Raw genomic sequence first — 22,903 nt, 5'->3', positions numbered from 1 at the left:
GCTCAGTACGAGGTGGAGTCCTCGGCGCCCGTGGCGACGCCTCCCGCGGCGCGCGCCCGCAGCTCGCCGAGGATCGTCGCGCTCGCGCTCGTCCCGAGGCGGGTCGCGCCGGCCTCGAGCATCGCGATCGCGGCGTCCAGCCCGCGGACGCCGCCGGACGCCTTCACCTGGACGGCGGAGGAGACGCTGCGGCGCATGAGCTCGACGTGCGGCACCGTGGCGCCGCCGCCGGCGAAGCCCGTCGACGTCTTGACGAACGTCGCGCCGCCGGCCTCCGTGAGCCGGCTGCCGCGCGCGATCTGCTCCTCGTCGAGGAGGCTCGTCTCCAGGATGACCTTCGTGACGAGGCCGTCTGCGGCGTCGACGACGGCGCGGATGTCCGCCTCGACCCGCTCGTCCTCGCCGCCGCGCAGGGCGCCGATGTGCACGACCATGTCGAACTCGGTGGCCCCGTCCTCGCGCGCCTGACGCAGCTCGGCGACCTTGGCGGCGGTCGACGTCGTGCCGTGCGGGAAGCCGATCACGGTGCCGACGGCGACGCCGGAGCCCTCGAGCCGGCGCACGGCGTACGCGACGTCGGACGGGCGCACGCACACGCTGAACACCTTCCACTCGGCCGCGATGTCGAGTTCGCGATCGACGTCGGCGCGCGTGAAGTCGGGCTTGAGGATCGCGTGGTCGATGGCGGCGGCGACAGCCGCCTCGGTGAGCTCGATGGCCATGCGCCCAGCCTACCTTCGCCTGCCGGGCCGCCGCCCGAGGCCGGTGCGGCGCGATTGCATCACGATCGGCGTGCGTCGTCGCCCGCGCGCCATCCGCTCGGATAGCGTCGAGAGCATGATGCGCCGTGCACTCGCCCCTGTCCTCGCAGCGGGCGTCCTCCTCTCTCTCGCAGGATGCGCGAGCAGCGTCGGCACGGGCCAGGGCGCGGAGCCCGATCCGACGCCCTCCGCGACCTCCACTCCGACGACCGCGCCGACGACATCCGTGCCCACGACCGCGCCCGGCGTGTTCACGATGCCCGCCTCGTGCGAGCAGGCGTGGTCGCGCGAGGCGCTCTCGATCCTCAGCGAGGAGGCCGGCGCGCTGAACGACCCGGGTCTCACGATGCTCTCGACCGAGGTGGTCCCCGCCCTCGAGGTGCTCGACGCCGTCGAGCCGCTGCGGTGCACGTGGGGGCTCGCGAGCGAGGTCGGCATCGCGACGACCCTCGCCGCCGTCGACGAGGCCCAGACCGAGACCATCCGCGCCGCGCTGCTCGCCGAGGGCTTCACGTGCGAGGAGCGCGAGGTCGTGACTCGCTGCGAGCTCGAGACGGAGCTGACCGGGGAGGTGCCCGGTGCGACCGGCGAGGTGCACGTGCTCGGCGGCGGCGGGTGGGCCGCGACGCACTGGCTGAACGCCGACTTCGAGCCCCAGTACACCGACGACCTCATCGCGACGCTCTGGATGTGACCGCGCCTGGTGGGATCCGGCGCGCTATGGCGTAGAATGCCCGTGAGGCTTCCGCTCATCCGTTCGACGCGACAGCGCCGGAGGAGCGGGCCGCGTCACCGGACGCCGGAGTGCGCGCGCTGTTCGGTCGCCGTCCGTCGATCCAGGCGGTCGGCGCCGCCGCAGTTCGGCAGGGCGTGACGCACGCACGACTTCGACCGGCCAGGCACCAGCGGCCGCCGGCAGCGACGCTCAGGAGGAGCATGCCGACCACGGCACCCGCGCGACAGCGCAAGAAGTCCTCGTCCGCACGACGCGACGACGAGGCCCCGATCATCCCGATCCTCGCGCGCAAGGTGCGCGAGATCGAGGCCAAGGCGCAGCGCAACAAGCTCGGCCCGACCAACCGGGTCAAGTTCCAGGTCATCGCGTTCCTCGTGCGCGAGGAGCGCGCCCGCGTCAAGGCCGACGACGCGCTCTCCGACGCCGCGCGCGCCGAGCTGCTCAAGCGGCTCGACGGCGTCGCGACCATCCTCGCGAAGACCGCGGCACGCGACACCTCCCTCATCCAGCTCCTCGAGGCCGACCACGCGACGTCGCCCGTCGCGCGCCGGATGCGCCGCGACTGGCTGCTCGAGTCGGGTGCGGAGCTGCCGCCCGAGGAGCTCGTCATCACCGACGAGAAGCCCGCGCTGCCCGCGACCGTCGTCGCGCCCGTCGTCTCCGAGCGCGCCGTGACGCCGCCGCAGATCGAGGCGCGCCGCGAGGCGAACCCCTTCCTCGCACCCGACCTCTCGCGCGTGCCCGCCGGCCCGACGCCGCGTCGACGGCTCGACGGCTGGGAGCTCATGGGGCCGCTCTACAAGGCGTTCGAGCTGGGCGCCGGCGGCGGGGCCGCAACGATGCCCCTCCCGCCCGTGCCCGAGTTCGACCGGCTCTCGCCCAAGGGGCTCGAGATCATGCCGCATCAGTCCCGGTTCCTCGAGGCGGTGCGCGCGGGTCACCGCGAGTTTCTCCTCGCCGACGAGCCCGGTCTCGGGAAGACGGCCGAGTCGGTGCTCGCGGCGTCGGTCGCCGAGGCGTACCCGCTCGTGGTGGTCGTGCCCAACGTCGTCAAGATGAACTGGGCGCGCGAGGTGGAGCGCTGGACGCCGCAGCGCCGCGCGACGGTCATCAACGGCGACGGGCAGGACGTCGACGCCTTCGCCGACGTCTTCATCGTGAACTACGAGATCCTCGACCGGCACATCGGATGGCTCGCGACGCTCGGGCTGCGGGGGATGGTCGTCGACGAGGCCCACTTCATCAAGAACCTGTCGTCGCAGCGCTCGCAGAACGTGCTCGCGCTGTCGCAGAGCATCCGCGAGTCGACGCCCGGCGGCAAGCCGCTCCTCCTCGCCCTCACCGGCACGCCGCTCATCAACGACGTCGAGGACTTCGACGCGATCTGGCGCTTCCTCGGGTGGACGAACGGCGAGAAGCCCGGCCCGGAGCTCATGGAGAAGCTCGACGCGACGGGGCTCACCCCGGCCGACAAGGCGTTCTACCCCGAGGCGCGCGAGGCCGTCATCTCGATGGGCATCGTGCGACGTCGCAAGAAGGATGTCGCGGCCGACCTGCCCGACAAGCTCATCGCCGATCTGCCCGTGCAGCTCGACGACGAGTTCGGGCGCAGCATCCGCGCCGCCGAGCGCGAGCTCGGGGAGCGTCTCGCCGCTCGCTACCGCCGGATGATCGAGGCGCGCGGCGAGCGCGGGCTCGAGGCGGGCGAGATCGACGACGACATCGTGCGCCTCGTCGCGCAGGGCGAGCTCGACGAGTCGAAGGCCGCGGGCACAAGCGGCGACAACGTGTTCGCGATGGTGCGGCGGATCGGCCAGGCGAAGGCCCTTCTCGCGGCGGACTACGCCGCGCAGCTGCAGCGCTCGGTCGGCAAGGTCGTCTTCTTCGCCAAGCACATCGACGTCATGGACCAGGCGGAGGCGCACTTCGCCGCGGCAGGCATCAAGGCGGTCTCGGTGCGCGGAGAGCAGACCGGCGCCGTGCGCCAGGCGGCGATCGACGCGTTCAACAACGATCCCGAGGTCGGCATCGCGGTCTGCTCGCTGACGGCTGCGGGCGTGGGCGTGAACATGCAGGTCTCGTCGAACGTCGTGCTCGCGGAGCTGAGCTGGACGGCCGCCGAGCAGACGCAGGCGATCGACCGCGTCCACCGCATCGGGCAGGACGAGCCGGTCACCGCGTGGCGGATCATCGCCGCGCACACGATCGACACGAAGATCGCCGAGCTCATCGACCGCAAGCAGGGTCTGGCGGGCCGCGCGCTCGACGGCGAGGCCTTCGACGAGACGTCGAGCGACTCGGTCCAGCTGGCCGCGCTCATGCACCTGCTCCGCCAGGCTCTGGGCGACGACTAGGCTTTCACCGCATGCGGCGCCCGGGAGGGGAAAGGACACCCTCCCGGATGCCCTAGCGTTGTTGTCATGAAGATCGGCGTTCTGACGAGTGGTGGCGACTGCCCCGGCCTCAATGCAGTCATCCGTGGTGCGGTGCTCAAGGGCACCGAGGCGTACGACATGGAGTTCGTCGGCATCCGCGACGGCTGGAAGGGGCTCGTGGAGGCGGACTTCTTTCCCCTCACGCGGCGCGACGTCAAGGGCCTCTCGAAGGTCGGCGGGACGATCCTCGGGACGAGCCGCACGAACCCCTACGAGGGCGACCGCGGCGGTGCCGAGAACATCGCGAAGACGCTCTACGGGCACAAGCTCGACGGCATCATCGCGATCGGCGGCGAGGGCACTCTCGCGGCTGCACAGCGCCTCAACAACGACGGGATCCCCGTCCTCGGCGTCCCCAAGACCATCGACAACGACCTGCGCGCGACCGACTACTCGTTCGGCTTCGACACGGCCGTGAACATCGCGACGGACGCGATGGACCGCCTCCGCACGACGGGCGACTCGCACCAGCGCTGCATGGTGGCTGAGGTCATGGGCCGTCACGTGGGCTGGATCGCCCTGCACTCGGGCATGGCCGCCGGCGCGCACATCATCTGCATCCCCGAGGTGCCGCTGTCGCTCGAGGAGATCACCGAGCACGTGCTCGCCGCCGCGGAGCGCGGTCGCGCCCCGCTCGTCGTGGTCGCCGAGGGCTTCAAGCTGAAGGGCCAGGACGAGGCGTACAGCGACAAGGGCCTCGACGCGTTCAACCGCCCCCGCCTCGGCGGCATCAGCGAGGTGCTGGCACCGCTCATCGAGCAGGCGACCGGGATCGAGACCCGCTCGACCGTGCTCGGCCACATCCAGCGCGGCGGCGCCCCCTCGGGCTTCGATCGCGTGCTCGCGACGCGCCTCGGGCTGCACGCCGCCGACGCGGTCGTGGATGGCGCGTGGGGCCAGATGGTCGCGATGCAGGGCACCGACATCGTGCGCGTTCCGTTCACGGAGGCGCTCGGCGAGCTGCACACCGTGCCGCTCGCCCGCTACGAGGAGGCCGCAGCCCTCTTCGGCTGATCCTCCCTCCTCCCGTGTCTCACTCTCGGCGGGAATCGCTGCCGCGTTCCCGCCGAGAATGAGACACGCGTCACGCGGGGGCACCGGGGCGCCATCCGCGTTCCCGCAGCGCGGCCGCGACGAGCCCGGCCGCAGCCGGGCTCGGTCCGGCGAGGTGATGCCGCAGGATCCGCACCATGAGCCATCCGCGTCTGCGCACGGCCTCCCAGCGGTCCGCGTCGCGCTCGAACTGCCGTGCGTCTTGCGCGTGCACGCGTCCGTCGTACTCGACGCACACCCGCCGCCGCAGGTAGGCCACGTCGAACCGCGCGACGTGCGTGCCGTCGGCGTCGTGGAGATCCCAGTTCAGCTCCGGCTCGGGTAGGCCGCCCCGCCAGATCGCGAGCCTCGTCCGCGTCTCGCCGGGGGACTCCGCTCCCGGCCGGGTGAGGGCGAGCGCCTTCGCCAGGCGGCGGCCGCGCACGTCGCCCATGATCTCGACCTCCGCCGCGAGATCCGGGAGGGTGAGCACCCCGTGGCGGCGACCGGCGAGGTGATCGGCCGCGACGACGAGCTCGTCCAGCGTCCAGAGCCCGCCGACCTGGCGCCAGGCGCGGGCGGGCGACTCCAGCGGGAGCTCGGCATCTGGGTACAGGAGAGCCTCGCGTCGCTGCAGTCGATGGCCGCGGATCCCCGCGATGCGGGGCGGATGGGATGGCCGGTGCACCGACACGTGCAACTGCGCGTTCGCCCGAGCCGGCACCGGCACTCCGATGAGGCCGAGCGCGGTGTCGTGGCTGTAGAACTCGCCGGGCTTCAGCCGCGGCGCATACTCGAGGCATCTCTCGCGGAGGCTCTCGGGGGCGAGGGCGCGCGGCGTCCGCACCCCGGGATAGGGGCGGTCGAGGTCGAGGGCCCGGAGCCGTGCGGTCGAGATGCCGCGATCGAGCGCGTCACGCACGTGGAACGGCGCAGTGGCCAAGTCGAGGGGGAGAGGCTCAGGATGACGCGACATAGCGGCAGGATGGCCCGACGGAGCCGACCGGAGCGGCGCCTGCGCGCGGATCGGCGCCGATCCGGCGCGCCCCCGCCCTGTGCACGCGGTGTCGCCGTCGTTGCGCGGGTGTCCGGGGTCGTCCGGCGCTCGCCCGGGGTCGTCCGGCGTGCCATCCCATGTCTCATCTCTTGCGGCTTTCGCCGTGCGATTCCCGCGCGAAGTGAGACACGGGGCGGGACCGGGCCGTGCATGTCTCGATTGCTGCGGTCATGGGAGCCGAATTCCCGCGCGAAGTGAGACACGGGTGCGGTAGCGGGCGGTGCATGTCTCGATTCCTGCGGTCATGGGACGCGAATTCCCGCGCGAAGTGAGACACGGGTGCGGTGCGGGCCGTGCATGTCTCGATTGCTGCGGGCATGGGACGCGAATTCCCGCGCGAAGTGAGACATGCGGCCCTCGCGTCAGGCGAGGGGGTCCTCGCGTCAGGAGACGGGCTCGTTGCGCCGCCGTCCGGGGCGGCCCCTAGGCTGGCGGCATGGAGCAGTTCGGCAGGCGTGCGCCCGCGCGGCGCACGATCGTCCACCTGAGCGACACGCACCTGCTCGCGGGCGGGCGCCTGCTCAATGGCGCGATCGACACCGACGCCAACCTCGTGCAGACCCTGGAGCGCGTCGAGCGCCTCGCGGGCGGCGTCGACGCGCTCGTCTTCACCGGCGACCTCGCCGACCTCGGCGAGCCCGAGGTCTACACCCGCCTGCGCGCCCTCGTCGACCCCGTGGCCGAGCGTCTGGGCGCTCCCGTCGTCTGGGTCGCGGGCAACCACGACGAGCGCCCCGAGCTGCGCCGCGACCTGCTCGGCCTGCCCGCGACGCAGGAGGCGGTGACCGGCGCATGGGATGTCGGCGGGCTGCGCCTCATCGCGCTCGACTCATCGGTCCCCGGATGGCACCACGGCGATCTCGACGACGGCCAGCTCGAGTGGCTCGCGGAGCAGCTCGCGACACCCGCGCCGCTCGGCACCGTCCTCGCGCTCCACCATCCGCCGCTACCCAGCCACATCCCGTTGTTCGACATCCTCGAGCTGCGCCGCCAGGATGAGCTCGCGCGCGTCCTGCGCGGGTCGGACGTCCGCGCCATCCTCGCGGGGCATCTGCACTACTCGACGAGCGGCACCTTCGCGGGCATCCCCGTGAGCGTCGCATCGGCCTCCTGCTACACGATGGACATCGCGCTCCCGGCGCAGAGCGTGAACGGGATGGACGCGGGCCAGGCGTTCCACCTCGTGCACGTCTACGACGACACGATCACCCACTCGGTCGTGCCGGTCGCGTCAGCCGACCCGGGCGACTACTTCACGCCCGCGTGGTACGCCGAGATGGCCGCGCTCACCCCGCAGGAGCGGCTCGAGCGCTTCTCACGCAAGCCGGTCTGAGGCCTCGTCGGCGATCCCCAGGACGTCGAACATCCACGCGAGCTGGAAGGCGCGCTCGCGCCACGCGTTGTAGCGGCCGCTCACGCCGCCGTGCCCTGCGGTCATCTCGCATCGCAGGAGCGCGTCCGCGTCGACCTCGCGCAGGCGCGCGACCCACTTCGCTGGCTCGACGTACAGCACGCGCGTGTCGTTGAGCGACGTCATCGCGAGGATGCGCGGGTAGCGTACGCCCTCGCGGACGTTCTCGTACGGCGTGTACGACTTCATGTACGCGTAGACCTCGGGGTCGTGCAGCGGGTCGCCCCACTCCTCCCACTCGATCACGGTGAGCGGGAGGGACGGGTCGAGGATGGTCGTGAGCGCGTCCACGAAGGGGACATCGGCGAGGATGCCCGCGAACAGCTCGGGAGCGAGATTCGCGACCGCGCCCATCAGCAGACCGCCGGCGGACCCGCCCTCGGCGACCATCCGGTCCGGCGAGGTGTACCCGCCGTCCACGAGGAAGCGCGCGACGTCGACGAAGTCGGTGAACGAGTTGCGCTTGTTCGCGAGCTTGCCGTCCTCATACCACGCGCGGCCCATCTCGCCGCCGCCACGCACGTGGGCGACGGCGAAGACGACGCCCCGGTCGAGCTCCGACAGGCGCGCGTACGAGAAGCCGGGGTCGATCGAGTGCTCGTACGAGCCGTAGCCGTACAGGTGCAGCGGGCGGGGTGCGGCGCCCGGGTCGCCGAAGGAGCGCTTCCACACGACGGAGACGGGGATGAGCGTGCCGTCGACCGCCGGCGCCCACAGTCGCTCCTGGCCGTAGTCGGCGGGGTCGTAGCCGCCGAGCACCTCGACGTGCTTGAGCTCGCGCAGCTCTCCGGTCTCGACCACGTAGTCGAACACCGTGCCGGGGGTCGTGAACGAGCCGTAGCTCAGTCGGACGACGGGCTGCGCCCACTCGGGGTTGCCTCCGGACCCCGCGTTGTACAGCGGCTCGTCGAACGCGATCTCGCGCACGGCGTGGGTCCGGTAGTCGAGGATGCCGACCCGCGGGATGCCGCCGGACCGGTACTCCACGATCGCGAAGTCGCGCAGGCAGTCGACGCTCTCGAGGCGCGTGCCGGGGGAGTGGGGGATGACGACCTCGGGCTCCGCGTCGGGGGCGTCGGCGGGCACGCGCACGAGCTCGAAGTCGAGCGCGCCGCGGTTGTGGAGCACGTAGAGCCAGTCCGCACCGTCGACGACGGCGTGGTCGACGGAGTACTCGATGCGCTCCGAGCGGCTCCAGATGGTCGTGCGGGGGACGGCTGCCGGATCCTCGGCGAGGCGGGGCAGGTCGGCGACGGGCAGCACCTGGATCTCGCTCGTCGTGTTCGACGCCGACTCGATCACGAGGTACTGCCGGCTGCGGGTGAAGCCCGCTCCGATCCAGAACGCGTCGTCGTCCTCGTGCGCGATCTCGACGTCGTGCTCGCGGGTCGGCTCGCCCACGCGGTGGAGCCAGACGCCGTCGGGGCGCCATGCATCGTCCACGGTCGAGTAGAGGATGAAGCGCCCGTCGGGGGTGAAGCGCGCCCCGCCGCCGAGCCCCTCGAGCACGTCGGGCAGGAGCTCGCCGGTCGCGATGTCCTTCACGCGGACGGTGTACCGCTCGTCGCCCTGCGTGTCGACGCCCCACAGCATGCGCGAGCCGTCGGTCGTCACACTGAACGCTCCGAGTGCGAAGTACTCGTATCCCTCCGCCTCGACGTTGCCGTCCAGCAGCACCTGCTCGCCCGGCACCTCGACGTCGACGTCGAGCTTCGGGGGAGTCCAATCGTCCTCGCTCGCGAGCGGCGCGCGGCACTGGAGGCCGTACTGCCGGCCCTCGAGCGAGCGGCCGTAGTACCACCATCCGCCCTGGCGCACGGGGACGGTCAGGTCCGTCTCGCGCACGCGGCCCTTGATCTCCTGGAAGATCGTCTCGCGCAGCGGCTCGAGGTGGGCGAGACGGGCGTCGGTGTACGCGTTCTCCGCCTCGAGGTGCGCCCTCACCTCGGCGTCGTCCTTCGCGCGCAGCCACTCGTAGCCGTCCTCGACCACGTCGCCGTGATGCGTGCGGACGACAGGGCGTCGCGGGGCGGTCGGGGCGATGGGGGGCGCGGTCTGCGCATCGGGGATCACGGGTCCACGCTAATGCGGACGAGCGCTCTCGCGGGGGAGGACATGGCACTTGTACGCGCTGTACATCGGACGCGAATGCCCTGTACGCGATGTCGAGAACCGAGAGCACCTGCCCTGAGTAGGATCGTGCACATCCCGCTCACATCGACGTGAAGACCCACGAGGAAGACGCACATGGTTCAGGACGCAACCCCCACCCGCACCGAGACCGACTCCCTGGGGTCCATGGAGATCCCCCGCGAGGCGTACTGGGGCATCCACACCGCGCGGGCGATGGAGAACTTCGACATCACGAAGCGCCCGATCTCGGTCTACCCCGAGCTCGTCGTCGCGCTGGCCATGGTGAAGCAGGCGGCTGCCCGCGCGAACGCCGAGATCGGCGTGCTCGACGCGCACCGGGCCGACCTCATCGATCGCGCCGCGCAGCTGGTGATCGACGGGCAGTTCCACGACGAGTTCCGCGTCGGCGTCATCCAGGGCGGCGCGGGGACCTCGACGAACATGAACGCGAACGAGGTCATCACCAACATCGCCCTCGAGCTCGCGGGACGCGAGCGCGGCGACTACGCGTACCTCTCGCCGATCGACCACACCAACCGCAGCCAGTCGACGAACGACGTGTACCCGACGTCGATCAAGATCGGGCTCTCGCTGTCGCTGCGCTCGCTCCTCGAGGAGCTCGACCTCCTGCGGCGGTCGTTCCTCGGCAAGGCCGTCGAGTTCCACGATGTGCTCAAGGTCGGACGCACGCAGCTGCAGGACGCCGTCCCCATGACGCTCGGGCAGGAGTTCCACGGCTTCGCGACGACGCTCGAGGCCGACTACCAGCGGCTCAACGAGAACGCCGTGCTCCTGCACGAGATCAACATGGGCGCGACGGCGATCGGCACCGGCATCACGACGCACCCCGGGTACGCGAAGGCCGTCGAGCGGCATCTCCGCGACATCACGGGGCTCGACCTCGAGACGGCGAGCGACCTCGTCGAGTCCACGAGCGACACCGGCTCGTTCATGTCGTTCTCCGCGTCGCTCAAGCGCAACGCGATCAAGCTGTCGAAGATCTGCAACGACCTGCGCCTGCTCTCCTCGGGCCCGCAGGCCGGGTTCGGCGAGATCAACCTTCCGGCGCGCCAGGCGGGATCCAGCATCATGCCCGGCAAGGTGAACCCCGTGATCCCCGAGGTCGTGAACCAGGTCGCGTTCGCGGTCGCGGGAGCGGATGTCACGGTCACGATGGCGGTCGAGGCCGGTCAGCTGCAGCTCAACGCGTTCGAGCCGGTGATCGCGCACTCGATCTTCCAGTCGATCATCTGGATGCGCCAGGCGATGCGCACGCTGCGCGTCAACTGCGTCGACGGGATCACGGCGAACCGCGCCCGACTGGGTGCGATGGTGGGCTCGAGCGTGGGCGTCATCACGGCGCTCACGCCGTTCATCGGCTACTCGGCCGCGGCGGCCCTCGCGAAGACCGCGCTGCTGACGAACCGCAATGTCGCCGACCTCGTCGTCGAGGCCGGTCTCATGGACCGCGATGAGGTCGAGAAGCAGCTCAGCCCGTCGCGCCTGTCCGGCCTCGAGCCGGTGACGTCGGTCATGCCCGTGATCGCGCCGGAGGACGTGCCGACCCAGGCGTAGCGCGCCGCATGCGAAGGCCCCCGCTCCGGAACCGGAGCGGGGGCCTTCGCATCAAGCGATCAGTCCGTCATGCGGCAGTGCGTCGTGAGCTCGCCGATGCCGTCGATCCCCACGGTCACGGTCGAGCGGTCGCGCAGGAGCACCTGCGGCGTCCGCGAGAACCCCGAGCCGCCGGGGCTGCCGGTCGAGATGAGCGTGCCCGGCAGGAGCGTGATCCCCTGCGACAGGTGCGAGATGAGCTTGGCGACCGTGCGCACCATCTGCCCGGTCGAGGCGTCCTGCATCATGTGCCCGTCCACGCGCGTCCAGATGTGCAGGTCCTGCGGGTCGGCGATCTCGTCGGCCGTGACGATGTACGGCCCGACGGGGGTGAAGCCGTCGAGCGACTTGCAGCGGCACCACTGCGCCTCGGAGTACTGGATGTTCCGCGCCGAGATGTCGTTGACGACCGTGTACCCGAACACGTAGTCGAGGGCGTCCTCCTCGGAGACGTCCTTCGCCGGGCGGCCGATCACGACGCCGAGCTCGGCCTCGTAGTCCACGGCCTCGCTCATGCGACGCGACCACGTGGTGGTCTGCCCGTGGCCCTGGAGCGAGTTGGGCCAGAACGTGAACACCGTCGGGGTGTCGTCGGTCTTGAGGTTGAGCTCGCCCGAGTGCGCGGCGTAGTTGAGTCCGACGGCGAGCATGGTCGGCGGGGTGAGCAGGGCCGGTGCGAAGTCGAGCTCCGACACCGGGGTACGCTGCCCCGCGCCCGCCGCGGCCCTGACCCGCTCCAGAAGCTCCGGTCCGCCCGCGATGAGCTGCTCGATCGTGTCGGGACCGCCCTCGACGAGCTCGGCGACCGCGACGGCGCCGTCGTCGTCGACGAGCGCGAGGGAAGGGGCGACGCCCCCGGGGAAGGTCACGTGGGCGAAGCGCATGGAATCCAGGCTATCCGCCGCCCGTGCACGATCCTGGGACGGATCTGCACAAAAGCGGAGCCATAGGCTGTGTGACATGACCTACGGCACCGGGCTCACGCCGCCGTCGCAGCAGCCGTTCTCGACGCCCTTCGACCAGCCGGAGCGCGCGCCGGGCGCGGCCATCCCGGTCGGCGGCCACACGCAGCCGCACCTTCCCCGCCTCCCCGTGCCCACGCGCCGAGGGCGCGGTGCGTGGATCTGGCTGTGGGCCGTCCTCGCGGTGCTGCTGTTCGGCCTCGCGTCGTACTTCACGAGCGCGCTCGGAACGGCCGCGTCGATCGTGGGCCTCGTGCTCGCCCTCGTGCCGTTCGCGCTCGTCGTATCGGCGATGCTGTGGGTCGACCGCTGGGAGCCCGAGCCGCGGAGCCTCGTCGTGTTCGCGCTCGCGTGGGGAGCGATCGCGTCCGTGGGCTTCGCTCTGCTCTTCGACCTGGGGGTGCAGATGACGCTCCCGCGGTCGCCCGCGCTCGACCTCCTCGGCACGGTCGTGCAGGCGCCGATCGTCGAGGAGCTCGCGAAGGGGGCGGGGCTGCTCCTCATCCTCGTCATGGGGCGCCGCGCGTTCGACGGCCCTGTGGATGGCGTGGTGTACGGCGCGCTCGTGGGGGCGGGGTTCGCATTCACCGAGAACATCCAGTACTTCGCGGTGTCAGTGATCGAGGGCGGCGCCGCGTCGCTCACCTGGACGTTCGTGCTGCGCGGGCTCCTCTCGCCCTTCGCGCACGCGATGTTCACGGCGGTCACCGGCTACGCGCTCGGGCGCGCGGTGCGCCGCGGTGCGTCGTTCGGGGCCGCGCTCGGCCCGTGGCTCGGAGGACTGCTCGGCGCGATGGCCCTGCACGCGCTCTGGAACGGCTCGGCCACGTTCACCGACCTCGAGGGCTTCCTCCACCTCTACGTCGTCCTGCAGGTGCCGCTGTTCGTCATCTTCACGCTCGTGCTGGTGCGACTCCGACGCGAGGAGGAGCGCCTCACGAAGCAGCGGCTGGGCGAGTACGCGGCGGCCGGATGGTTCACGCCGCAGGAGGTCGAGATGCTCGCGACCCCGGCCGGCCGGCGCGCGGGGATGTCGTGGGCGCGGACCCTGCGCGGCGACCGATCCGATCTCATGCGCGCGTTCATCCGGGACGCGACCGCGCTCGCCGCGACCCGCCAGCGCGCGGTGTCGGGGCGCGACCCGCACGCGGCGTCGGATGAGTGGGCGCTCCTCGCGCGGGCCGCGCACGCCCGCAGGGAGCTGCTGTCGTACTGATCGGGAATCGGCTCTTGACACGGCCGGAGCGCCCGGAGCATCCTTGAGTCAGATCCACTCAGCGCTCGGAAGTCTCGCAGGCATCGCCGCGGCCCGGGCGCTGAGTTCTGTTCCGGGTCCTCACAGCAGCCCCCGCCGCCCTGCCTCCTCAAGCGCCGACGTGCGGTCGGTCGCCCCGAGCCGCCGGTACGCGGCCTGGAGATGCGTCTTGACGGTGTTCGGGCTGAGGCCCAGGGCGGAGGCCGCCTGGGCGACCTGCTCGTGGTCGACGAGAGCGCGGACGACCGCCAGCTGCTGAGGCGAGAGCCGCTCGTAGCGGTACGAGGGCGACGGCGTGAGGACGTCGCGTGCGGCGACGAGCTCTGCCGCGGGCGGCAGCCCGGCCGCCGCTCCCAGAGCGCCGAGGTCGGTCGCGGGCACGACGGAGAGCGATGCCCGCAGCCCGTGCTCCTCGCTCAGCTCGCACGCGAGGCGGAACGACGTGACAGCCGACGCGTGGTTCCCGAGGCGCAGCAGGGCCGCCGCGCGGACGACGAGAGCCTCCGTGCGGGCGCGCGGGGCGACGCTCGACGTCTCGCGGGACGCCTCGCGCACGGCCGCGTCGAGCTCGCCGAGGCCGAGGAGCGCGACGGCCCGCCGGGTGCGCAGCACCCCCGTCGCCGGGCGGGGGAGTGCGGGGCAGGCGTCCAGTGCGAGGATCGCCGCTTCGTGGAGGCCCTGGTACGACAGCAGCGTCGCGCGGCCGATCGTGACGAACGCGGCGTTGAGGCCGCTCGCCGTCCGGGGCGCGGGGCTGTTCTCGACCTCGACCTCGAGCCGGCTCAGCATGTCGACCGGGTCGGCGGAACGGGCCCTCGCCCCGAGGATGCCGCGCAGCGACGCCGCGATGATCCCCAGCTCCTCGAACGACTCCTCATGGCCATCCAGCAGCGCGATCGCGCGCTCGACGTCGAGCGCGTCGCTCGCGCGGTAGGCCTTCGCGAGCGCGAGTCCTCCCCGGATGCGCTGCACGTCCGGGTGCCGGCGCCGCAGCGCGTCCGCGCGGGCGATGCACCGGTCGGCATGCGCCCCCTCCCCGGCGGCCGCGTTGATCCACGCGAGCTCGCCCAGCGCCTCCATCTCGGCGCGGAGCGAGCCGGTGCGCTCCGCGAGGGACGCGGCCCCGAGGAGCACGTCGATCGCGGCGGGCAGCTCGCCCGCCGCCGCGAAGGTCGCTCCCCACTGGGTCATGAGCGTCGGCAGGAACGGCTCGAGCTCGGCGCGGTCCGCATCGTCGAGACGCTGCAGCGCGTCGCGCGCATCCTCCGCGGCAGCGGCGGCCTCCGCGAACATCCCGCGCGTGCGCAGCGCGGCCGCACGGCCGGTGAGCAGCCCGACGCGGTCGCCCGCCTCGAGATGATCGAGCGCGCGCGGGTCCGCCTCGGGGAACACGGGCGGCTTCGAGGGCGACGTGAGCAGATGGTGGACGTACTGCCGCAGGCCGATCCAGCGCGGACGACGGTGCAGCTCCGCCTCCGGGAGCGCATCCGCGACCGTCCGGATGATCGCCGGCTCGAACGCGAGCAGCGCGCCGAACCCGCGCTCGACGAGCAGCATGGCATCGCGCCACCGCTCGTCGGCGAGTGCCTCGAACACGGCCGAGCGGAGCCCGTCCCTCTCCTCGTCCTCTTCCATCGTCCCTCCCCAGGGTGTCGGTCAGAGCAGGCCGTGCTCCTGCGCCGCGAGCAGCATCTGCCGGCGATCCGAGACGCCGAGCTTCGCGTAGATCCGCCGCGCGAGCGTCTTGACCGTGTTCGGGCTCACCCCGAGCACGGCGGCCGCCTGCGCGATGCTCCGGTCGCCGGCGAGGAGGTGGAGCACCGCGAGCTCCTGCTCGGTCGCGCGCACGCCGCTCAGCGGGGGCACGCTCGGACGCCGGACGGGCGCGCGCTCGAGGACGCTCATGCTCGGGCTCCCCGATGGCGCGAACGGCGCGAGTGCGGCGAAGTCGCCCGCCGGCAGGTTGGCGAGCGCGAGCGGCAGGCGATGCGTGTCGGCGAGCGTGACGGCGCGCCGGAAGGCGGCCGCCGTCTCGCCGTCGCGGCGGCGCAGGTGCACGGCCGCGATCACCGCCGCAGCCTCGACGACCCCGCGCGGCCGACCCAGCTCATGCAGCGACGCGTGCGCGTCGCGGAGGGCGCGATCGAGGTCTCCCTGCACGAGATGCGCGGATGCGCGCAGGGCGCGGATGGAGGGCAGGACGGGCACGGCCACCTCCTCGAGCAGCCGTCGGGCCTGCTCGCCGTGACCCGTGTGCAGAAGCGCGCACGCTCTCGCCGCGTCGAGCCGGCCCCGCCGGTCGTCGATGAGGTGCGCGAGCGATGCGGACTCGAGACGGGCCACATGCGCGAACGGATCCGCTGCCGGGTCCTTCGCGTCGACGAACGCCTGGAGCGTCGAGATCTCCACGGCGCGCTCGCCGCGGTCGTCCCACGCCGCCTCGAGCAGGCGGTGCGCGGCGGGGAGGTCGTTCGCGTCGTATGCCGCGATCGCGTGCGCGAGCAGGAGCGCGACGGGCGCGTGCGGCTGCATCTCGCCCGCCGGGAGGAGCAGGCGCGCCGCCGCCATCCAGTCGTCGCGCGCATCCGACCGGCCCTCCATCGCGTGCTGCCACGCGAGCTCGGATGCCGCGGCCAGCGCGATGCGCGGCGCACCGGTGGATCGGGCGGTCGAGTAGGCGCGGACGAGATGGTCGACCGCGGCGCCGCCGTCGCCGCCGAGGGCCTCGGTGAGCCCCCACGTGAGGAGGAGCTGCGGCAGGTCGTCCGCGAGTGCCCCCCTGCGGTGCGCAGAGGCGGACTCGTACGCGTCGCGGGCCGCGCGGACCAGGCGCAGGGCCTCGGCGTGGTCCTCGGCGGTCCGGGCGCCGCGTGCGGCCGACGTGAGCCGCAGCACCTCGTCGACGCGCTCGCCACCGAGGCCCACGCGCGGGGGAGCGCTCTTCGTCGGGATGGTCAGGAGGTAGGCCCGTGCACGAGGCCACCGCGGGTCGGCTTCGAGCCGCTCGACCGGCACGGTCTCGACGACCGCGCGGATCGCCGACACGTCCTCGGCGATGAGCCGCGTCCAGTTCTCCTCGACCAGGCGCAGCGCTGTATCCCAGGACCTGGTGCCGAGAGCTCGATAGATGCGCGCTGAAACGCTCGGTGCTCGCGGAGCCTCCCCGGGTACGGAAGCATCCGAACTACCCCTCACGAGCCACATTGTGCTCCTCTCGGGCCCTCCGCGGGGGTCGTGTTCTCGACGACGCTCCTGCGGACGGGTGACGAGCCGGGTGAACCCGCGGAATTCCGCGCTCCCCGTCGCCTCGTGCGGGGCGGGTGACGGGCCGGGTGAATTGCGACGGTGACAGCTCTCGGCAACCTCCCAGGTCGCGAAGTTGTCCTCAGCGGTCTCGCGACCGCTGCACCCGCGCAGCCGTGACTCGGCGGCTCTTTCCCGTGCGTGGGCGCAGGTACGGGGGCAGAAGTGCCCGGACAGGAGTGAACCATGTCCAGGATCCGGATGGTCGGACGCCCGACTTCAAGGGGCACCGTGCGCCGCCGCGTGAGGGCGCTCCTCGCGGGCGCGACCGCTCTGGTGCTCGCGTCGTTCGGCGCCTTCGTCGCCGTCCCCGCGCAGGCCGCGACCGTGGGCATCGTGAACACCTCGTTCGCGATCGACGGGGATAAGGCGGGGCCGACGGACTGGGGAGCCTTCTACGGCCCCGGCCTCACGCCGGATGGGCGCCCGACGACGGGCATCCTGGACAGCTACGACCTCGCCGAGGCCTGCGAGGGCGACGGCACGAGCGCGAGCGACCCGACGGTCAGCGGCACGAACAGCCAGAACATCAACGACGACCCCTGGGCGATGAGCCCCGGCCCGTTCCCGAACAAGAAGAGCGACCTGTGCAAGGCCGGCGCCGCGTACGAGATCGTCGACATCGACGGACAGCAGCACGTCATCCTGTACCAGTACTGGTCGCGCGCGCCCCAGGGCACGGGCGACCTGTCGATCAACTACTCCTTCCAGGGGGGACCGGCCGGGCGCGACGGAGACGTGCTCGTGCAGTTCAACGTGAACCCCAACGGATCCACCGACGCGCTCGGGATGGCGTGGGACGGCGACTCCTGGGCGCCAACCGGGTCGATCGTGTTCCAGGCCGCCCTCGGCCCGAACCCCGACTTCGGCGGAGCCATCGGCGACACGTTCGGCGAGTTCGCCATCGACCTGACGGCGGCCGGCATCCTCCCGGCTGACGGGTGCGTCACGTTCACCACCGGCGACATCGTCACCAAGACCGGCAACGCGGGGACGCAGGGCCAGCTCCAGGACTTCATGGTCGCGAGCGACCCCCTCACGATCGGCACGTGCGGCGACCTCATCGTCGAGAAGGTCGTCGACGGCGCGGTGCCCGACGGGCTCCTGTTCGACTACGTGATCGACCAGGCCGACGGCATGCCGTCGCACGGGGCGGGGGGAGCCACGGGCACGGTCGCCGATCAGGACGGCTCGACCGCGTCGGTGACGGCAGAGATCGCGGCGAACACCTCGCACACCTGGAGCGGACTCATCGCGCAGCCCGACTACCGCGTCGGGGAGCTCGTTGATGGGCTTCCCGCCGGCGTCACCGGCCTGTCCGTCGTCTGCACCTACCAGGATCCCTTCCAGGTCGGATCGCCCACCGTGGAGACCACGGTGTGGCAGGGCGGGGCGTACACGGGGCAGGACTTCGTGCTGTCGGCGGCGACGCTCGGGCTCATGACCCCGCACTGCGTCATCACGAACGAGGTGACCTCGCTGACCCTCGACAAGGTGGTCGTCAACGACGACGGCGGCACCGCGGCCGCCGCCGACTTCCCGCTCACGGCGGTGAACGGCGACACCGTGATCACCGGCGCCGACACGATCGACGGCGAGGGCAGCGACTTCACCTCGCTCGTCACCCCCGGCGCCTACACCCTGTCGGAGGAGGAGCTGCCCGGCTACACCGCGAGCGCCTGGTCGTGCGCGGGGGCGGCCCTCGTCGGCGATGTCGTGACGATCGCGCCGGGCGAATCGGCTGTCTGCACGATCGTCAACGACGACCAGCCCGCGCATCTCACGCTCGTGAAGGACGTCGTGAACGACGACGGCGGCACCGCGCTCGAGACCGACTTCACGCTCACCGCGGACGGCCCCGCGTCGATCTCGGGCACGGAGGGCTCGCCCGAGGTGACGGACGCCGAGGTGCCGGCCGGCGCGTACACGATCGGCGAGCAGCCTCTCGCCGGCTATGAGCTCACGGGGGTGTCCTGCTGGACCGACGACACGCGCCAGACGGAGATCGCGCTCGAGCAGGGTCAGCTCACGCTGGCCAACGGCGGCACGGCGCTCTGCGAGCTGACGAACGACGATCTGCCGGGCACGCTCCAGCTCGTGAAGCGCGTCGACAACGGCGACGGCGGCACGGCGGAGCCGACGGACTGGACGCTCTCGGCCGACGGGCCCACCCCGATCTCGGGCCCGGGAGGCACGGATGTCGAGGAGGTCTCGGCGGGCGAGTACACGCTCTCGGAGACCGGCGGCCCCGCGGGGTACACGCCCGGCGCATGGACCTGCTCGGGCGCGGAGGCGAACGGCGACACGGTCGTCGTCCCGAACGGCGGCGACGTCGTCTGCACGATCGTGAACGACGACGTGGCACCGCGGCTCACGCTGCGGAAGCAGGTCGTCAACGACGACGGCGGCACGGCCGCGGCGACGGAGTGGACGCTCACGGCGTCCGGCCCCGTTGAGATCTCCGGCGCCACGGAGTCGGGAGCGGTCACGGATGTCGCGGTGCCGGCGGGGTCCTACGATCTGTCCGAGGCCGGCCCCGGCGGATACGCCGCGAGCGACTGGACCTGCACGGGCGGCGGATCGCTGCAGGGGTCGACGGTCACGCTCGACCTGGCCGAGAACGTCACGTGCACGATCGTGAACGACGACATCGCGCCGACCCTGACCCTCGTGAAGGACGTCGTGAACGACGACGGCGGCACGTCGGTCGCCACGGACTGGACGCTGAGCGCCGAGGGCCCGACCCCGATCTCGGGAGCGGGCGGCGTCGGGCCGGAGACCGTCTCGGCCGGCGACTATACGCTCGCCGAGGTCGGACCCTCCGGATACGCGGCCGGCGCCTGGAGCTGCACGGAGGGCGTCCTCGAGGGCGACCAGCTCACGCTGCCCCTCGACGTCGACGCCGTCTGCACGATCGTGAACGACGACGCCCCCGCGCAGCTGACGCTCGTGAAGAGCGTGGTGAACGACGACGGCGGGACGGCGGTGGACACGGACTTCACGCTCACGGCGGATGGCCCCACTCCGATCTCGGGGACCGAGGGCTCGCCCGAGGTCACGGACGCTGAGGTGTCTGCCGGCTCGTACGCGATCGGCGAGGAGGCGTTCGCGGGCTATGAGCTGACCGGGGTGTCCTGCTGGACCGACGAGACGCGGGAGACCGAGGTCGACCTCGCGCAGGGCCAGGTGACCGTCGCGAACGGCGGCAGCGCCTACTGCGAGCTGACGAACGACGACATCGCGCCGCTGCTCACCCTCATCAAGGAGGTCGTGAACGACGACGGCGGCACGGCCGTCGACATCGACTGGACCCTCATGGCCGACGGGCCGACGCCCATCTCGGGCGTCACCGACGACCCGGCCGTCACCGAGGCGCCCGTCTCGGCGGGACAGTACGCGCTGTCGGAGTCGGGCCCGGGCGGCTACGCAGCCGGCGCCTGGAGCTGTGACGGCGGATCGCTGACGGGTGCGGACCTCGTCCTCCACGTGGGCGACGTCGCGGTCTGCACGATCGTGAACGACGACCAGCCCGGCGAGCTCACGCTCATCAAGGACGTCCGCAACGATGACGGCGGGACGCTCGACCCCGCCGAGTGGACGCTGACCGCCGAGGGGCCGGTCACCATCTCGGGTGTGACGGGAGATCCTGCCGTCACCGACGCCGTGGTCCCCGGCGGCGACTACCTCCTCAGCGAGGACGGGCCGGACGGCTACGAGCCGGGCGTCTGGGTCTGCGACGGGGGTGCGGTCACGCCCGACGGCGTGGTCACCGTCCCGAACGGCGGGGATGTCACGTGCACCATCGTCAACGACGACATCGCACCGCATCTGACGCTCGTCAAGGAGGTCGTGAACGACGACGGCGGCACCGCGCTGCCGACGGACTGGATCCTCAGCGCCGACGGCCCCGCCGACATCTCAGGGCCGACCGGCGACCCGTCGGTCACGACGGCGACGGTTCTCGCCGGCGAGTACTCGCTCGCCGAGACCGGACCCGGCGGTTACGCCGCAGGGGAGTGGAGCTGCGAGGGCGGAGCGCTCGACGGCTCGACGCTGACGCTCGACGTCGGCGAGGATGCGGTCTGCACGATCGTGAACGACGACATCGCGCCGCGTCTCACCCTCGTGAAGGAGGTCGTGAACGACGACGGCGGCGACCTCGGCGTCGAGGACTTCCCGCTGATGGCCGAGGGGCCGGACGCTCTCTCGGGAATCTCGGGCGACGATGCCGTGACCGACGCGCCCGTCACCGCCGGCGTGTACGAGCTGTCGGAGCAGACGCAGCCCGGCTACACGGCCTCGGCATGGTCGTGCGAGGGCGGAGCCCTCGACGGATCGGCGCTCGCCCTCGGCGTCGGCGACGTCGCGGTGTGCACGATCGTGAACGACGACGATCCCGTCGACCTCGCCCTCACGAAGGACGACGGGGGAGCCACCGGGGCCAACGGCGACAGCTTCGACTACACGATCACGGTGGTGAACGAGGGCGCGCGCGATGCCGACCTGGACGAGCCGGTGACGGTCGTGGACGAGCTGCCCGAGGGCATGCGCTTCGTGTCCGGCCCTGCCGAGTGCTCGGCCGACGGCCGCGTCGTGACCTGCGAGATCGATCCCGCCCTGCTCGGCGCGGGCGAGTCGGTGCAGCTCGTGCTCACGGTCGCGTTCGAGGCCGACGCGCCCGCCGGCGAGTACGAGAACGTCGCGTGGGTGACGACCGAGGACGACCCGGCTCCTGAGGAGCCGGAGTGCCCCAGCCCGTCGAACAACGTCGACTGCGAGCCGACGCCGCTGCAGCACCCCACCCTCACCCTCGTCAAGGTCGTCCACAACGACGACGGCGGCGACGCCGAGGTGTCGGACTTCGTCCTCCGGGCCGAGGGGCCCGTGGCGATCGAGGGCACGACCGGCGAGGAGGCCGTGACGAGGGCGGAGGTCCCCGCGGGCGCCTACTCCCTGTCGGAGAGCGGGCCCGGCGGCTACGAGGCGGGCATGTGGTCGTGCGTGGGCGGCGCGCTCGAGGACGACGTCGTGACCATCGTCGGGATCGTCGACGTCGTGTGCACGATCGTCAACGCCGATCACCCCGTCGACCTCCTCCTGACGAAGGACGACGGCGGCGTCACGGCGGAGGCCGGGCAGGAGTTCGACTACACCATCACGGTGGCGAACATCGGCTCGCGCGACGCCGACGCCGACGAACCGGTCACGGTGACCGATCGCCTCCCCGATGGGATGGTCTTCGTCTCCGGGCCCGACGGGTGCTCCGCCGACGGCCAGACCGTGACCTGCGCGGTCGACCCCGCCCTGCTCGGGGCAGGGGAGAGCGTCGAGCTCGTGCTCACGGTGCGGTTCGCGGATGACGCACCCGCAGGCGAGTACGAGAACATCGCCTGGGTCACGACCGAGGACGATCCCGCGCCCGAGCAGCCGGTCTGCCCCGAGCCCGTCGGAGCCGTGGCCGCGATGCCCGGCAACAACGTCGACTGCGAGCCGACACCGCTCGTGGCGGGCGCGCTCGAGGCCGAGAAGTCGGTCTGGGAGCAGGATGGCGGCGACTGGGTCGAGTCGGACGGCCGGGTCGAGTTCGGCGACACCGTGCAGTACCGCATCACGCTGACGGCATCGGGCGATGCCCCGAGCCGCGACGTGGTCGTCGTCGACGCGCTGCAGGACGGGCTCGAGAGCGCCGCGGAGGCGACGTGCTCGGTCCCCTGCGACGCGGCATACGATGCGGAGTCCGCCACGCACCGCGTCGAGATCGCGGCGATCGACCCCGGTGCCGTCGTCACGGTGACGTTCGAGGCCGCCATCCCGTCGGCGCCCCCGCTGGCGCCGGGCGAGCGGGTCGAGACGTCCTTCGACAACGTCGCGACCTTCGCCACGCGCAACCAGCCGGAGGCGCCGACCAACGAGGTCACCGTGACCGCCCGCGACGAGGAGGCACCGGCCGCCCCGCCGAAGCCCGAGAAGCCGAAGCCCGAGCCGAAGCCCAAGCCCCGCCCGCTCGCCCCGACCGGCGGAGAGCTCGGATGGGCCGGTCTGGCCGTCGGCGGCGGCCTCCTCCTCGCCGGCTGGGCTCTCGTGTCCCGCGCCCGCAGGGAGAGCGTGCGCTGACACGGGCCGCGGGCCGATGCAGCCGAGTCCCCCTCCGCGCTGCATCGGCCCTTCGCGGCGTCCCCGGGGCGATGATCGCGCACGCCGGGA

General features: G+C 72.1%; 13 protein-coding genes. 7 read left to right on the top strand and 6 right to left on the bottom strand.

Going from position 1 to position 22,903, the window contains the following annotated elements; all coding sequences use genetic code 11:
• Nucleotides 1-2 precede the first annotated feature (2 nt).
• Entirely contained in the window at nucleotides 3-722 is a 720-nt protein-coding gene (gene deoC / locus ACWXWW_RS00440; protein WP_455968168.1) for a deoxyribose-phosphate aldolase, read from the bottom strand.
• A 115-nt stretch (nucleotides 723-837) separates the two neighbouring features.
• Between deoC and ACWXWW_RS00435 the strand changes: the two genes are divergently transcribed.
• The 3 genes from ACWXWW_RS00435 to ACWXWW_RS00425 all read left to right on the top strand — a co-directional run bounded on the left by ACWXWW_RS00435 (nucleotide 838) and on the right by ACWXWW_RS00425 (nucleotide 4,946).
• Nucleotides 838-1,455, top strand: coding sequence for a hypothetical protein (locus ACWXWW_RS00435; protein WP_324011984.1), 618 nt, complete (start codon nucleotides 838-840; stop codon nucleotides 1,453-1,455).
• A 242-nt stretch (nucleotides 1,456-1,697) separates the two neighbouring features.
• Entirely contained in the window at nucleotides 1,698-3,851 is a 2,154-nt protein-coding gene (locus ACWXWW_RS00430) for a DEAD/DEAH box helicase (protein WP_455968167.1), read from the top strand.
• A 66-nt stretch (nucleotides 3,852-3,917) separates the two neighbouring features.
• Nucleotides 3,918-4,946, top strand: coding sequence for an ATP-dependent 6-phosphofructokinase (locus ACWXWW_RS00425; RefSeq protein WP_271174205.1), 1,029 nt, complete (start codon nucleotides 3,918-3,920; stop codon nucleotides 4,944-4,946).
• Nucleotides 4,947-5,016: 70 nt separating this feature from the next.
• Here the strand turns inward: ACWXWW_RS00425 and ACWXWW_RS00420 are convergent, their stop codons facing one another.
• Nucleotides 5,017-5,907, bottom strand: a complete 891-nt coding sequence (locus ACWXWW_RS00420) for a hypothetical protein (protein WP_455968165.1) — start codon at nucleotides 5,905-5,907, stop codon at nucleotides 5,017-5,019.
• A gap of 550 nt (nucleotides 5,908-6,457) precedes the next feature.
• On the opposite strand from ACWXWW_RS00420, the gene ACWXWW_RS00415 reads away from it, so the two are divergent.
• Nucleotides 6,458-7,354 (top strand): phosphodiesterase, encoded by an 897-nt coding sequence (locus tag ACWXWW_RS00415; protein ID WP_455968164.1) that lies wholly within the window; start codon nucleotides 6,458-6,460, stop codon nucleotides 7,352-7,354.
• Here the strand turns inward: ACWXWW_RS00415 and ACWXWW_RS00410 are convergent.
• Nucleotides 7,337-9,505 carry a S9 family peptidase gene (locus ACWXWW_RS00410; protein ID WP_455968162.1) on the bottom strand — a complete coding sequence of 723 codons (2,169 nt, stop codon included), beginning with the start codon at nucleotides 9,503-9,505 and terminating at the stop codon, nucleotides 7,337-7,339. The two genes, ACWXWW_RS00415 and ACWXWW_RS00410, sit on opposite strands and share 18 nt — an antisense overlap.
• Before the next feature lie 174 nt (nucleotides 9,506-9,679).
• Here ACWXWW_RS00410 and ACWXWW_RS00405 point away from each other — a divergent pair, with 174 nt between their 5' ends.
• Entirely contained in the window at nucleotides 9,680-11,140 is a 1,461-nt protein-coding gene (locus ACWXWW_RS00405; protein WP_271174209.1) for an aspartate ammonia-lyase, read from the top strand.
• 59 nt (nucleotides 11,141-11,199) lie between these two features.
• Here ACWXWW_RS00405 and ACWXWW_RS00400 read toward each other — a convergent pair whose 3' ends face one another.
• Nucleotides 11,200-12,063, bottom strand: a complete 864-nt coding sequence (locus ACWXWW_RS00400; protein ID WP_282979982.1) for a fumarylacetoacetate hydrolase family protein — start codon at nucleotides 12,061-12,063, stop codon at nucleotides 11,200-11,202.
• Nucleotides 12,064-12,139: 76 nt separating this feature from the next.
• Here ACWXWW_RS00400 and ACWXWW_RS00395 point away from each other — a divergent pair, with 76 nt between their 5' ends.
• A complete protein-coding gene (locus ACWXWW_RS00395; protein ID WP_455968160.1) occupies nucleotides 12,140-13,357 on the top strand; it encodes a PrsW family intramembrane metalloprotease in 1,218 nt (405 codons plus the stop codon).
• A gap of 120 nt (nucleotides 13,358-13,477) precedes the next feature.
• Here the strand turns inward: ACWXWW_RS00395 and ACWXWW_RS00390 are convergent, their stop codons facing one another.
• A complete protein-coding gene (locus ACWXWW_RS00390; RefSeq protein WP_455968159.1) occupies nucleotides 13,478-15,031 on the bottom strand; it encodes a LuxR C-terminal-related transcriptional regulator in 1,554 nt (517 codons plus the stop codon).
• 21 nt (nucleotides 15,032-15,052) lie between these two features.
• Nucleotides 15,053-16,441 carry a response regulator transcription factor gene (locus ACWXWW_RS00385; RefSeq protein ID WP_455968158.1) on the bottom strand — a complete coding sequence of 463 codons (1,389 nt, stop codon included), beginning with the start codon at nucleotides 16,439-16,441 and terminating at the stop codon, nucleotides 15,053-15,055.
• A 444-nt stretch (nucleotides 16,442-16,885) separates the two neighbouring features.
• Between ACWXWW_RS00385 and ACWXWW_RS00380 the strand changes: the two genes are divergently transcribed.
• Nucleotides 16,886-22,813, top strand: a complete 5,928-nt coding sequence (locus ACWXWW_RS00380) for a hypothetical protein (RefSeq protein ID WP_455968156.1) — start codon at nucleotides 16,886-16,888, stop codon at nucleotides 22,811-22,813.
• Nucleotides 22,814-22,903 lie beyond the last annotated feature (90 nt).

This window comes from Microbacterium sp. KNMS, from assembly GCF_053851835.1.
This window is presented reverse-complemented; position numbering and strand designations above follow the sequence as displayed.